This is a genomic window from Cysteiniphilum halobium, assembly GCF_003574425.1.
GTDB classification, from domain to species: Bacteria; Pseudomonadota; Gammaproteobacteria; order Francisellales; family Francisellaceae; genus Caedibacter; species Caedibacter halobius.
The window spans coordinates 62606-77359 of record NZ_QLIU01000030.1 but is presented as its reverse complement, the minus strand read 5'-3'; the positions used below and the strand labels follow the sequence as shown (position 1 = coordinate 77359).

General features: G+C 36.6%; 11 protein-coding genes. 8 read left to right on the top strand and 3 right to left on the bottom strand.

The window, feature by feature from the left end; genetic code table 11:
- Positions 1-2 precede the first annotated feature (2 nt).
- The 4 genes from DNK85_RS06990 to DNK85_RS06975 all read left to right on the top strand — a co-directional run bounded on the left by DNK85_RS06990 (position 3) and on the right by DNK85_RS06975 (position 5340).
- Positions 3-1655: an NAD+ synthase gene (locus DNK85_RS06990; protein WP_119328864.1), complete on the top strand. Its 1653-nt coding sequence runs from the start codon at positions 3-5 to the stop codon at positions 1653-1655.
- 445 nt (positions 1656-2100) lie between these two features.
- Positions 2101-3489, top strand: coding sequence for an RHS repeat-associated core domain-containing protein (locus tag DNK85_RS06985; protein ID WP_119328863.1), 1389 nt, complete (start codon positions 2101-2103; stop codon positions 3487-3489).
- A 260-nt stretch (positions 3490-3749) separates the two neighbouring features.
- Positions 3750-4319 (top strand): hypothetical protein, encoded by a 570-nt coding sequence (locus DNK85_RS06980; RefSeq protein ID WP_119328862.1) that lies wholly within the window; start codon positions 3750-3752, stop codon positions 4317-4319.
- Between the two features lie 49 nt (positions 4320-4368).
- Positions 4369-5340: an RHS repeat-associated core domain-containing protein gene (locus DNK85_RS06975; RefSeq protein ID WP_235842402.1), complete on the top strand. Its 972-nt coding sequence runs from the start codon at positions 4369-4371 to the stop codon at positions 5338-5340.
- Between the two features lie 288 nt (positions 5341-5628).
- Here the strand turns inward: DNK85_RS06975 and nagE are convergent, their stop codons facing one another.
- The 3 genes from nagE to DNK85_RS06960 all read right to left on the bottom strand — a co-directional run bounded on the left by nagE (position 5629) and on the right by DNK85_RS06960 (position 11363).
- Positions 5629-7371 (bottom strand): N-acetylglucosamine-specific PTS transporter subunit IIBC, encoded by a 1743-nt coding sequence (nagE, locus tag DNK85_RS06970; protein ID WP_119328860.1) that lies wholly within the window; start codon positions 7369-7371, stop codon positions 5629-5631.
- A complete protein-coding gene (ptsP, locus tag DNK85_RS06965; protein WP_119328859.1) occupies positions 7356-9887 on the bottom strand; it encodes a phosphoenolpyruvate--protein phosphotransferase in 2532 nt (843 codons plus the stop codon). Before ptsP ends, nagE begins: the two co-directional genes overlap by 16 nt.
- 165 nt (positions 9888-10052) lie before the next feature.
- Positions 10053-11363, bottom strand: a complete 1311-nt coding sequence (locus DNK85_RS06960) for a sensor histidine kinase (protein ID WP_119328858.1) — start codon at positions 11361-11363, stop codon at positions 10053-10055.
- A gap of 215 nt (positions 11364-11578) precedes the next feature.
- On the opposite strand from DNK85_RS06960, the gene DNK85_RS06955 reads away from it, so the two are divergent.
- From DNK85_RS06955 to DNK85_RS06940, 4 genes are all read left to right on the top strand, one after another.
- Positions 11579-13504: a lytic transglycosylase domain-containing protein gene (locus tag DNK85_RS06955; protein WP_119328857.1), complete on the top strand. Its 1926-nt coding sequence runs from the start codon at positions 11579-11581 to the stop codon at positions 13502-13504.
- A 136-nt stretch (positions 13505-13640) separates the two neighbouring features.
- Positions 13641-13940 carry a type I restriction-modification system subunit M N-terminal domain-containing protein gene (locus tag DNK85_RS06950; protein WP_119328856.1) on the top strand — a complete coding sequence of 100 codons (300 nt, stop codon included), beginning with the start codon at positions 13641-13643 and terminating at the stop codon, positions 13938-13940.
- Positions 13940-14545 (top strand): DUF6933 domain-containing protein, encoded by a 606-nt coding sequence (locus tag DNK85_RS06945; RefSeq protein WP_119328855.1) that lies wholly within the window; start codon positions 13940-13942, stop codon positions 14543-14545. The genes DNK85_RS06950 and DNK85_RS06945 overlap by 1 nt, the downstream gene beginning before the upstream one ends.
- A complete protein-coding gene (locus DNK85_RS06940) occupies positions 14545-14739 on the top strand; it encodes a hypothetical protein (RefSeq protein WP_119328854.1) in 195 nt (64 codons plus the stop codon). The genes DNK85_RS06945 and DNK85_RS06940 overlap by 1 nt, the downstream gene beginning before the upstream one ends.
- Positions 14740-14754: the final 15 nt, after the last annotated feature.

Here is a 14754-nt window from a genome sequence, read left to right as displayed (position 1 = left end):
ACATGAAAATTTCAGTTGTTCAATTAAATTATACCGTTGCTGATTTCACACATAACTTTGAAAAAATTGCCCAAGCGATGCATGCGCATAAGACTTCAGATTTAATTGTTTTTTCTGAGCTTTGTATTACTGGCTATTATCCTTATGATTTGTTGACATATCATGAGCTGATTGATGTGCAAAATCAGGTGATTGATGAAATCAAAAAGCTTACGTTAACACTAGATATTGCGGTGGTAATAGGTGCTGCAACAGCAATAGCAGGACTTAAAAAGTTTCACAATAGTGCATTAGTAATTGATCGTGGTAAAACCATACATTGTTATCATAAACAATTAATCCCAAGTTATGGTGTTTTTGATGAGACACGACATTTTATTGCAGGAAAAAACGAAAAGCTAAGTTTCAATTTTAAAGGCCAGCATTTAGCCATTTTAATTTGTGAAGATATCTGGTACGACAATCATCAAGGCTATTTAAATAACCCTGTGGGCAATTTGCCAGATAATCTTGAGGCTTTGATTGTACTGAATGCATCGCCTTCAATGTTCGGTAAATTTAAACAGCGCTTACAAATTGTAGAGAAGATCACCAAAAAAATCCAAGCCCCGGTAATCTATAGTACACAGGTTGGTGGTTATGATGAGCTGGTATATGATGGTGCAAGTTTTGCTTGTAATGCTAACGCAAAGCTTATTGCGTTGGCGGATAGCTTTAAAGAGTCAAGTTTTAGCATTGATCTTACATGTTTACCACACATCGTGCTAAACGCTCCATATCAAGACAATCCACAATCATTTGTTTTGCAGCAACTGGTCTGTGGCTTAAAAGACTATGTACACAAATGTGGGTTTAAAGGTGTGGTTGTTGGTTCATCTGGTGGTATTGATAGTGCATTGACTTTGACTATTGCTGCTTTGAGTTTAGGCAAGGAAAATGTCAAAGCAATTACTATGCCTTCAATATATTCCTCTGAAGGATCTGTACATGATTCAGTTAAACTATGCCAAAACCTAGGAGTTGAGCTTTTTATCCGTGAAATTAAGGATGAGTTTTTGCTGACCTGTGCGAATTTTGCCAAAGCGTTTGGAACTGAACCTAAAAAACTGACCAAAGAAAATATGCAAGCACGTATTCGTGGACGAATTGTCATGGAGTATTCCAATGACACGGGGTTTTTAATGCTAACAACGGGTAACAAGAGTGAGCTTGCCGTCGGTTACGCGACACTTTATGGTGATATGTGTGGTGCGCTAAATTGTATTGGTGATTTATATAAGAATGATGTGTATGCATTATCCAATTATATTAACGAAAAATATGGTGCGCTTATCCCGCAAAGTATTATTGACAAAGCACCATCAGCTGAATTATCCGAAGGACAAAAGGATTCCGATAGCTTGCCAGATTATTATTATCTTGATGCGATGCTTAAGCTTTACTTGGAAAGAGACTTATTGTTAGCGCCGGAAATCAAACGGTTACAGAAGATTGTTTTAGAGGTAGATACGGCAGAGCAGCAGCGTATCTACCGTATGGTTGAGTTAGCCGAATTTAAACGCAAGCAGGCACCACAAATACTGTTTATTCAGCGCCGCCCATTTGGTATTGGTCGGCGTATGCCAACTACAGCATTCTTCAGCAATTCCCGCTAACCTCGCAAGACTAGATAAATCAAGGCTTCCAGAAAATGATTTTCGTAATCTTTTTTCTAATAAACCTCTCAACCATAGGCTTTCAGGAAGTTTTTCAGCGGGAACCACTGAGCATTCTTTAGTATGCCTAACCTGAAAAAATAACGCACAACGCTTTGTTATTTATATCCATCACAAAATGATTTCTAATGGGCATAGTTGCTCATATGCCAAACTTCTACCTGAAAAATCTTCTTATCTCATTCAATTTGCTAGGGGTGTTGAATCAAAATAAACGGCCATCAAACTTTGATTTTCAATGGCACCATTACATATAGAGTATTGTATTTTGATTCAATTCGCGATGATTAAATAGACAAATTATTCTTGATCCTTACGTTACGGTATACTTTTTAATCATGTAAGAGTTAAATTATTAATACAGATAATCAGTAGTGGGGTCAAAATGTTAAAGAATAAATCTAAGTTATATATTGGCATAGGGATGTCGTGTCTGTTAATCACCCAAAGTGTGGCGTATTCGCTCAATGGCGCTAAAGCGATGGATAAGCAAAGTAAGCAAAGCATAAATCATCAGCGTGTTTTGGTTAGCTCAGCGCTTCATTATAATGCCAATGGCAATATGTCTACGGATAATAAAGGGGTAAGCTTTAGTTATAATGCGGCAAATGCGCTAACACAAGTCAGTCTTGCCTCAGGTGCTAAAGAAAGTGATTATTACTACGCCAATGGTCTGCGCGCTGTGGTGCAAAGCAGCAATCAGGTACTTGTGCATTACTATTCACGCAATAATCAACTGTTAAACACAAGCGATGATGCACAGCAATCATCCGCGTATTTAATCGCGAATAATGTGGCGGTGCGGAGTGTCATGGGTAATGCAACTGTTCTGTTACACAACCGTCACGGTTCGGTGATTGGTCAGTTGAATAATAAGCCACAGTTTTATCAATATAGCGTCTATGGGGTTCAGAAGACGGCAGACAGAGGACAGAGGACAGAAAATAAAAATGGATCATTAGCGCTTGCAAGCAATCCTCTTCGCTATTCGGGCTATATGTTTGATCCATTGACTGGTTTATATTATCTTAAAGCGCGTGACTATGATCCAAGTTTAAGAAGTTTTATCCAAGCCGATAGCTATGCTTTTAATAATCAAGGGTTAATCAATGGTTATTTCTATGGTAACAACAATCCATTGATGGGCGTTGATCCTAGTGGACATATTGATATTGTTGATGAGCCAATAAATGAATCTACCCCATTGTTAAAAGATACCTCTGAAAGAAGGAATGATTCTATAAATAATCAACAAAAATTTCCCCCGTGTATAGATATGTTGCACGATACTATCTCGCTTTATCAAAATATTGATATGTTTCATAGTCTTAGGCAAGTAAATAAAACATTTAAAATAATAGTTGATCGGGTAGTAAAATATTGGACCCATGGATCCTTTGATAATTTCTTACAATTTCGTCAATGGGCTAAGCAGATCATTTCATATAAGTTTTTGAAAGACCAAGAATTACATATCATAGTAAAAAAAGCGTTTAAGAGGACAAACTCTCTTACTAGTGACGATAAAGACATTGGGAATGAATTTTATCGTAAATATAATACCAAGAAAGATTTGGCTAATCATTTTTTAATTGCAAGTGACAAGCAGCAGAAAAGTATTATTAACACGACTAAGTATATTTACAAAAAATGGAGATTACATTCTTTCTTGAATAATTATGGAGATAAAATAGCAGTAGTTGCAGGGATTGTAATTGTAGGAGGTATAACCGTGGGTGTTAAAAGAGCAGATAAACATACCGATACTATTTGATGTTACAAACTAAAAAACAAGCCGAGACTATTCGCTCAACTGTATCACCCTAAGCTTTAGTTTTAACCGTTCAGGAAGAAAGATGTTAACCTGAGAAATGTTCGTTGCTCATTTGCTACTGAAAACAGTCGCAGTACTTGTTAAATCACGTGTTGAATCAAAATAAATAGACAAATTATTCTTGATCCTTACGTTACGGTATACTTTTTAATCATATAAGAATTAAATTATTAATACAGATAATCAGTAGTGGGGTCAAAATGTTAAAGAATAAATCTAAGTTATACATTGGCATAGGGATGTCGTGTCTGTTAATCACCCAAAGTGTGGCGTATTCGCTCAATAGCGCTAAAGCGATGGATAAGCAAAGTAAGCAAAACGTAAATCATCAGCGTGTTTTGGTTGAATCAGCGATTAACTATAATGCCAATGGTAATATGCCTACGGACAATAAGGGTGCGAGTTTTAGCTATAATGCGGCGAATGAGTTAACACAAGTCAGTCTTGCCTCAGGTGCTAAAGAGAGTGATTATTACTATGCCAATGGTCTGCGCGCTGTGGTGCAAAGCAGCAATCAGGTACTTGTGCATTACTATTCACGCAATAATCAACTATTAAACTCAAGTGATGGTACACAACAATCATCCGCGTATTTAATAGCAAATAATGTGACTGTGCGTAGTATCATGGGTGATGAAACTGTGCTGTTACACAACCGTCATGGTTCGGTCATTGGTCAGTTAAGGGATAAGCCGAAGTTTTATCAATATAGTGTCTACGGGGTTCAGAAGACGGAAGACAGAGGACAGAGGACAGAGGACAGAAAATAAAAATGGATTATTAGCGCTTGCAAGCAATCCTCTTCGCTATTCGGGCTATATGTTTGATCCATTGACTGGTTTATATTATCTTAAAGCGCGTGACTATGATCCAAGCTTAAGAAGCTTTATCCAAGCCGATAGCTATGCTTTTAATAATCAAGGACTAATTAATGGTTATTTCTATGGTAACAACAATCCATTGATGGGCGTTGATCCTAGTGGGCATAAATTTAATTGGAAAGAAGCTCTTGGAGTCGCGGGTACAGTGCTTGCTTCTGTTTTCACTGGTGGTTTGATTGGGTATGGCATGGGTTGGTCTAGTCATAATGATAGTGCTATATTTTCAAAATTCATGTCGAAAGAAGAAGCTTCTGCAGAAGAGCCTCCTATAATTGAAGTTCAATCAGCAAATAATGTCTCTAACCAGTCTGAAATGGATGAAGGTGAATACACGGAAGTAGATGGTATAGTACATAATTATGACGACGAAGCTTCTTCAGAAGATGAAGAAGAGCCCCCGATAATCGAGGTTGGGTCAGCAAATAATGTCTCTAACCAGTCTGAAATGGATGAAAATGAATACCAGGAAGTAGATGGTACATTAGATAATAATAATTCCACAAACGATGATGATTCAGAAATAGGAGCAGAGGCTACGGCAAATAGTAATAGCATGCCTTTACCTATAAATTATTCTTCATATCAAGAAAAGTATGATACTAAAAATGGTAGATTTTTTAAATATGGAGAGGGTACAAATGCAGTTAATCTTGTTGAAAATTATGTAATGCCATCTTTAAGTAGGGTATTTTCTAATATGCATCCAATAGCTGAAGATGAAAAAACTTTTGGTTTTGATATAAAATATTCTTATACAATCTTAAGGATAAGTCAAATTTACGAATCGACTATGATAGTACTAAGTGATGGGGTTTATTTTACTAAATGGGGTATGGCCGAAAGAACTGCTTATAATGCCATGAAAACACAGATTTCAAATGATATGAAAAATGTTTTTATTCTTGACTAGTAAAAGTAATGATGACTACTAAAATCTATAACTTATAACCCATTTTGAGCAATTGAGTTTTGATAATAGTGAATGCGTTAAGAAATATGAGTCGTTATATCGTTACAGTAGTTCCCGCTGAAAAACTCTCTGAAAGCCTATGGTTGAGAGGTTTATTAGAAAAAAGATTACGAAAATAATTTTCTGGAAGCCTTGATTTATCTAGCCTGGCGAGGTTAATGGAAATTGCTGATATCGTTACTAGTCGCTATGTACATCAAAACATATTGTTAAGGCTGTTGCCTACGATTAATGGCTTGAAACCGCAGTTAATTCATTTAACAGCACTTGAGGTGAATCCATTACGAGTAGTTGCACTGAATTGTTGCCTGAAGTAATACAACCGTCAATGCCTAGCTTAAATAATTTACTTGTGTTTACTTTGTCAGCAGCTTTAAGTTTAATATCAATACGTGTTAATGCGCATATGCTGGCATTAATAATGTTATCACTGCCACCAAGTGCATGAGTAATGGCATCGATATCATAGTGCTTAACACTTGGCTTAATTGATTTTTTAATATCCTGACATTGTCCATTGATAGCATGATCAGAAGTATTAATATGTGGTATATCAGTGGCTTGTGGTAAGGCTTCATTCATCTCGCCAGCAATTAAATCTGCCTCAGGACCCAAGATCACCTGAACAGTTTTAACATTGGGCACGACAATACCACGTGCGCCAAGTTTTTTAAGCAGTGCTTGATTGATGTTGCTGCTGTCTTTGACTTGTAAGCGTAAACGTGTTGTACAAGCATCGATATTATCTAAGTTATTTTTACCACCTAATGCATTGATAAAGCTAAGTGCTCGTGACTGAGGTAATGGAGTATTGTCTTGATGCGCATCTTCTTCAACGACTTCATCCACCTCACGACCAATGGTTAAGAGATTGAATTTTTTAATAAAGAAGCTAAATAAGAAATAGTAAACAACAGCAGTTACTGCACCGATAGGTAATAGTAACCAAGGGTGTGTATCCATTTTGAAAAAGAGTACATAATCAATGAAACCTGCTGAAAAGGTGAACCCTAGTTTAACCCCTAGCATATACATGACTACCATTGAAATACCAGTAAGTAACGCATGTATGAGATATAAAACAGGCGCTAAAAACATAAAGCTGTATTCAATAGGCTCAGTCACTCCAGTTAAAAAGGCGGTTAATGCGATAGAAAATAGCATACCGGCAACTGCTTTTTGCTTATGGCTATGCGCATGACGATACATTGCAAAGCACGCTGCAGGTAAGCCAAACATCATAATCGGAAAGAAGCCCGCCATAAATGTGCCAGCCGTTGGATCACCTGCCATAAAGCGTGCAATATCACCATGAACAACGCCAGCGGCTCCATGGAATGAGCCAAACTCAAACCACACAAGATTGTTTAAGATATGATGTAAGCCAAACATCAGGAGAATACGGTTAAATACGCCATATAAAAATAAACCAATTGAACCTGAACCAATTAACCAATTACCAAAGGCGTTAATGCCATCTTGAATCGCAGGCCAGATAAACCCAAACAAAAAGCCAAGTAATACCGCTGTGAGTCCCGTAATAATTGGTACAAAGCGTTTACCACCAAAAAATGCTAAGTATTCAGGCAGATTGATCTCATAGAAACGGTTATAAAGCATTCCTGCAACAATACCGATAATAATGCCGCCAAGTACGCCAGTGTTAACACCAGTATTAATTGTGTTAATCACGCTATTCATAATAAAGAAACCAACAACAGCGGCAAGTGCAGCTGCACCGTGGTTTTTCTTAGCAAAACCAAGAGCAACACCAACGGCAAAAAGAAGAGGTAAATTTGCAAAAATAGCATTGCCAGCATCGGCAATGGCTTTGATATTCAGAAGGTCAGGTTGTCCAAAACGCAGTAAAATGCCAGCAACTGGTAATACTGCAATGGGCAGCATAAGTGCACGTCCCAATTGTTGCAGATTTTGAAAGTTAAATTTAGCTTTTTTTATACTTTTTGACATTTGTTTTTCCCCTCATTAAAACACATTTGTTGACGCACGAGCATTCTGACGGCTTTTGCTGACTCCAGTGTTAAAGCATGTTGTGCAAGTTGTTGGCAATCAGTTAAGTTCAATCCACGAATCAATGCTTTATTTTCAGCTAGCATATTGCTGCGCATCGATAAATGCTTAATGCCTAAGCCAATGAGTATTGCAAGTGCTTCTTGATCCGCAGCCATTAATCCACAAATGGATAGCTTAGTATTGTGTTTTTGTGCAGCGATATTGGCTAGGTTAATGGCCTGAATAACGGCAGGATGCAGATGATCAATCTCAGCGGCAAGCACATCATGCTCGCGATCCATTGCCAGTAAATACTGTGTCAAATCATTGGTGCCAATCGACATAAAGTCCACTTCTTTGGCAAACAGCTCCGCTTGAAAAACAACACTAGGGACTTCAACCATAATGCCCAAGGGTTGTTTTATATTAATACCAAGTTTGAGACGTTCTTCCTCATAGATAGTTTTGACTTGGCGAAATTCCTCAATATGCGTAATCATCGGCAGCATGATATGCGCATTGGGGTTTTGTGTGCGAATGATTGCGCGCAGTTGCGTGCGTAGAATCTCAGGGTGCTTCAAACATAACCGTATGCCGCGAACACCTAAAAATGGATTCAGTTCATGTGCCATTTTTAAATAATCGATTTGTTTGTCGCCACCAGCATCTAAGGTACGAATAATAATCGGCATATTATTGGTTGCATTTAATACGTCATTGTAGATATTAAGTTGCTCATCTTCAGTGGGTGCAGCTAAGCGATCATAAAAAATAAACTCACTTCTAAAAAGACCGATTCCTTCGGCACCTGATTGCGTGAAGTTAAGACATTCTTTAGGTGATTTAATATTCATATAACAATGAATGCTGTGCCCATCCTTTGTTATCGCCGGTTCAGTTGCCTTGGTACGCATCAATGTCAATGTATCATTTAAAGCAGTGATTTTAGCTTGATATCGCGTTATTGTATCAAGATCTGGATCGATAACGGCATAACCATCTGTTGCGTTTAAAATAATTTCTTGGCCACAGTGGGAAAAAAGACTGTTATCCACTTGAATTAATAAGGGGAGATTGTTGTTGTTAGCAATGATTGCAACATGCGAAGTACGTCCACCCTTAATTGAAATAAAGCCAACAACATTTTCATTAGCTTCTAAAATATCAGATAGGCTAAACTCATCAGCGATAAGAATAGTCGGCTTGGTATAATGTGTTTTGGTCGGTGTATTATTGGTTAATAGATATAAAACCTGTTTGCGAATATCTTTTAAATCAGCAATACGCTCTTGAATCAAGGTGCTTTGCGTTTTCTCTAGTATAGAGATGGCTGCTAAAATTGCCTGGTCCCAAGCATATTCTGCTGTTTTGCCTTGTGCTAGAGATTGCGTCATTAAATCATTGATATTGCTATCATTTAGAAGCTCCAGATGCGCACCAAGCATCGCATGCTTTGCCTTGTCATGCGTATGGCTACGCATTTGTGCTGATAGTTGTTGCTCATATTTGTTTTTAGCTAATGCAAAGCGCTTTAGCTCTTCTATTTCTGTTGAGTTACTTGCAGTATCAGCATAATTAAAGTTTTCCTCATTAATTCGTTGTAACTCACCAATGACAAGCCCTTTAGCAGCAGAGATGCCAAAGTATTGATTGCCTTTAATTTTAGCTTGATCAAGTTCAGTTTTGAATGTTTTTTGCGCTTCTGCTATGTGGTCATCCGCAAAGTTTATCAGTGCACTTTCTAATGCATCAGCTGCTTTTTTAGCATCCTGACCACTGACGGTAAGGGTTATTTTGTCATGATATTGCACATTTAATCCTAATAATGCAACAATACTTTTAACATCAGCACTAGCATCATCTTTGTATATGACCGCAGTGGCATCAAATGATTTTAATGTATGCGCAAGTAATGCTGCAGGACGTGCATGTAGACCATGTGGATTATTGATGGTAATGCTACATGTGACAAAAATCTGATCTTGTGTATCTGGTGAAGTAATAGCACCATGACGATCTAGCTTATGATCTAAGCTGATTACTGCAGTTTGGGCGGTACACCTTCCTTTTATCTTCAATGGCAGATTATCCTTCTGATAGTCGGTAATAATAACTGGAGTAATTAAGGACTTAATTTTTTTGCTGATCAATGGCAGATCAAAGCTAAGTAGTGCAGTATTGGTGTTAACTGGGTCGTTTAATGACACATGTACCTCAATGCCTTGACCATTAAGCGCAACACTTTCAAGCCCAAAATGAATAAGTACATCATAGCCTGATTCGGTAGCAATTGTGATTGCATGTTTGGTTGTAGCAATATTTTTAACAATACCTACTACAGGTGCGTAAATAGTTTGATCCAAAGGCTCAATAGCAAAGCCATTGCCAACCATTTCTTGTGCAAATACCGGATCTGGTACTTGATCTAATTCAACAATAAATCCATTAACTGGTGCATATAGTGTTAAACTCATTGATTATCCCTCATTATCATTGTTTTATCCCCCATTGTATTTATCGTGATATTGGATTTGACTATTTGTGAATCTTAATCCAAAAAGCAACTATAAAATATCGCTTATGTAGTTTATTTTCAATAAATATATTATTTACTGTGATATAAATCTTTTCGTGTTGCTTTAGTTTTTGCTCATTGGTAAGAAAATGCGGACAAGTAACCCACTAGGTTTTAGGTTTTCAAAACTCAGTTTGCCCGAGTTAAACTCAATGGCTACTCGGGTAATGGCAAGCCCTAAACCATGACCATCAATGTGTTGATGCAGATCGTGTTGTGAGCGTGTAAAAGCCTTGGCAATATTTTTAACATCACTCGCACAAATACCTGGTCCATTATCTTTAATATCAATGATAATATGATCATCCTGAATATAAGTGTCTAGGGTATAATGAGGTGCATATTTAACAGCATTATTAATAATGTTAAGTAATGCACGCTTCAATAAATTAGGATAGCCCAAGAAAAAAGTATGTGCTTTTAACTTATTGTTAAAAGTAAATGTATAACCACGCTGACATAACTGTTGATAGAAATTATCAAGAAATGAACATAGGTCAAAATTAACTTTAGCATTATGATTATCTCGTTCAGCAAAGGCTAAAGATGAGTTAATAATCATTTGCATCTCATCAATTTCTTGACTTAGAATCTCCCGCGCTTTTTTGTTATCAATAATGTATTTCAAGAGGTTTAATTTAGTGAGTGAGTTTTTCATATCATGTGACATGGATGACAACATAATGGTTTTTTCTTGTAGAAGTAGCTGAATCTGTTGTTTAAGTGCTAAGACATCTTTATTTAAATACTTAGGAAGATCGGCTACTTTCTCATCGGTAGTCGCTGAGCTAAGTAATAATTTTGGTAGAATAAAACGTGCCAAATACCACATAAAGAAAAGTAGCAGGATAATAGCAATGCTAATACTAATGCTACTACTCAAAAGATAAGGCAGATCATCATCAGGATTCAGAAAGACATAAAAAGTGACAACCTTATGGTTCTTGTCATTATAAATTGGGCTAGTGATAAACAACTGATGATTAGTGCGTAGGGCATGATGCATTTTATCGAATAACTGATTATCAATAAAAGCACTATTAATTTCATAGGATCCGGAGACTTTTTGGAAGATAATATTAAATTGATTAAGCTGTGTATATCGATTGACTTCTGTTTGAAAGTGAACAAAACGTGGTTCAACATAGGCTTGGGTTAGAAATTGGTTACGAATACGCAGTAAGCTAAACAGCGAATTTTGCACTAATGAATCTTCATATTTTGCGTGATAGTGAAGATGAATGGCAGTAATAAAGAAGCTGTTTAAAATGACTAAAATAAGCATGATGCTAATTAGTTTTGGGAAACTGATATAGTTTTTTTGAAAAAGTGTTGTGAAGTGTATATTGATTTTTTCTGCTAAGTGACTCGACATATCTTTTCCATCAATTGCATATCAGATCCTTTTGAATTTCAAGTATAGAGTGTCAAAGCAATAATGCAAAACGGATAAATAAGCATTAAAATAGCTGCAATAAGCATCATGAAAATAAAATTTTTACATAAAGTAACAAAAGGTGACTACATTTATTGAGTTTATGCCATATTTCTTATTAAATGAGTCGTTGATATGGTTGTTAGGGTAAGTATATGCATTTTAAAAAATTAATATTATTAACCTCATCGATGCTAATGTCATTGACAAGTATGGCAATGGATCAAACCGATTTAGCCAATTTTCACAAAGCTGAAAGTCTGTTATTGGCAAAAAATTATAAAGACTATTATCAAGTTAAAGCAAAACTTACTAAAGTACCGTTATATCCGTTTTTACAGTATCAAGAAATTTCTGTTGACCCTGATTTATTTAAACAAGAAACCATTGATGCTTATCTAAAGCAAAATGCAGGCAGCTTTTGGGCAAGTCAATTGAAACAGGATTTAGCAAATTACTATCTTAAGCAAAAAAAATGGCAGAATTTCTTATATTATTATGACAATAATTTAGGGTTTAATGGTAAGTGTTATGCTGTTGTTGCTGAGTATAGTGTTGGTGATAAAGGTAAAGCCATCAATGATTTTACTCATCTGTGGTTATCACGCGCTAACTTACCACGAACCTGTGATGATTTTGAATCAATATGGGAAACATCTGCTCATTTAAGTGAGCGCCAAATTCGACTAAAAGCCTATGCACTAGCATCTTCAGGTCGCGTTAAAGAAGCACTTAAATGGATTAATAAGACAAGTAACAAAGAGCTGCAAGGATTTTATGCATTATGGTTAAAGACCACACAAAACCCTAAAAAATATATGGATGATTGGGCGGTGAAATTTCATCAAATCAATGGTTTCTCATCCGCTGCTATCAGTGTAATGGCAAATCTATCTGCCAAAGATACACATTATGCTGAAGATTTTTGGCTTAATTTCAAACAAAAGCATCTGCTTGATAATAAAACCATTAATCTAATCAATGCTGAAATTGCAATTGACTATGCCAGAGCGCACAATAAAAAAGCGATTAAATGGCTCAATGATGTAGAAGATAAATATGCTTCAAGTTTGTTATGGCAGTGGCGTTTACGAACAGCCATTTATTGGAGTGACTACAAAAGCTATTTAGGCTGGTATAGTAAATTGCCACAATCACTTAAATCAGAAGAGGGTTGGCGTTATTGGCAGGCAAAAAGTTACCAAGCCTTAAAGCAAAATGATAAAGCCAAATCAATTTTAACTGCATTGGCGAAAAACGTCAGTTATTACGGCTTTTTAGCTGCTGATGACTTAGGTTTGTCTTATACTTTAAATAATAAATCCGCAAAGGTCGATCAAAAAACCTTGGATGATATGGCAAGTAATCAGATTGTTTTGCAAATTTTTGATTTATACCAAATTAAAGAGTATGGCTTATCCTATGCGTTATGGCGTTTTAGTCGACATGGTTTCACGCGTGCCGAGCAATTGGCGATTGCCGAGCTTGCGGCACAACAACAGATTTATCAAATTTCAACAAGTGCTTATGCAAGTGCTGGTGGTCGAGATAATTTAACGGGTTTATATCCACTGGCATTTTGGTCGGATGTGCAAAAGGCAGGCAAAGAGTTTGACATTAGCCCAGAGGTTATTATTTCGATGATGCGTCAGGAGTCTGCCTTTCGTGTGCATGGTGTATCCTCTGCAAGCGCCACAGGATTGATGCAGCTTTTACCAACAACTGCGGCATTTCTGGCAAAAAAATATCGTATAAGTTATGAGAATGACGATTTATATAAACCTAATAAAGTAATTATGTTAGGAGCTGCTAATTTAAACTTTATGGATCAGTTATTTAATAATAATTTGATTATTGGCATGGCAGCTTATAATGCCGGACAAGGTAATGCGGTCAATTGGTTGCCAGCACAAAAACTAGCGGCAGATCAGTGGATTGAAATCATTCCGTTTGGCGAGACGCGCAAATATGTTAAAAATATCCTACGTAACCTGGTGATCTATAATCAGGCGATATTGGGTAATAAAAAGTTTCGATTACAGCAAGTGATGCAATCGATATCACAGAAGGATAAAACTTAAAAATAGGATGCTTATATTAAGGGGATGATTTATTTTTAAGAGGGCATTTATAACAGTTCTTATGGTCGGTAACATTCTTGCTTTTGACCTACTTTACTGCTAGATTCACGATCATTTATGATTTTAGATATAGAAAATGAATACTAAAAATTTATCCTCACTAATATGGTCTGTTGCAGATTTATTGCGCGGTGATTATAAACGCTCTGATTTTGGTAAGGTGATTTTGCCCTTTACAGTTTTAGCACGTGTAGAGGCAGTTCTTGCGCCAACACGACAAGAGGTGATCAATGAATACAACAAACGAAAAGATTTAGGCATTCCGCTAAATGCCATTTTAAGTGCTAAATCACAAAACAAGTTTTATAACACATCAGAATATACGTTAACTAAAACTAAAGAAATATTAGAACTTTTAGGTGAGGTACATTCATAATGGCACAATTTAGATTAACCGCTAAAATGGCAAGCAGGCTTAAAATAGGCGACTTGCCACAACCACAAGCGCAGTCTTTACCTTTTTATGATGATTGGGCAGTTGACTTACTAAAAATCCAGCGCAAAGATGTTGCCGTGTTTATGCATATCAATACGCGAATTGTATTAGCTATCCCATTATTTGAAATAGGTGGGGCAAAATATCTTTTTGATTCGCTGCCAGCAATGATCGAATGGGCAATTAATGAACTTGAAATACGATGCTTTGAAGACTATGGCTGTCAGATTCGTGATTATTTTGAGCCGAAGTTAAATAAGCTTACGTTTTGTAAAACAGATAACCGCAGTGTCACCACACATCTTAATCAATTTAAACAAATCCTAGAGTACGAATGTTCCCGTCATGGTGAAGTTAGTCAGGCGGTTTGTGATAAGACAATGGATTATTGGCAAAGTGCCTTAATCACCAATCCGCATACCAAAAAAGACTATACAAGACCTATTGAACTTTGGCAGTCTTACCTTGATGGCGATTGCATTAATGATGGTAAAAATATGGCTGATATTGATAATGTAATTCTCTTTCCGCAAGGAGACAAGTAGTGACTGGTAAACTAAAGCCTTATCTAAAGTATAAAGATAGTGGTGTTGAGTGGTTGGGGGAGGTTCCGGAAAGTTGGATTATATCAAAATTAAAACACTATATATCAACCACTAAGGGTTTTGCTTTAATGATTGCGGATATGATCTATGCAGAAAAGGCAGACAGTGCACTTGTAACTAAATGCAGAGAGTAAAAATGGTTTGCGGGC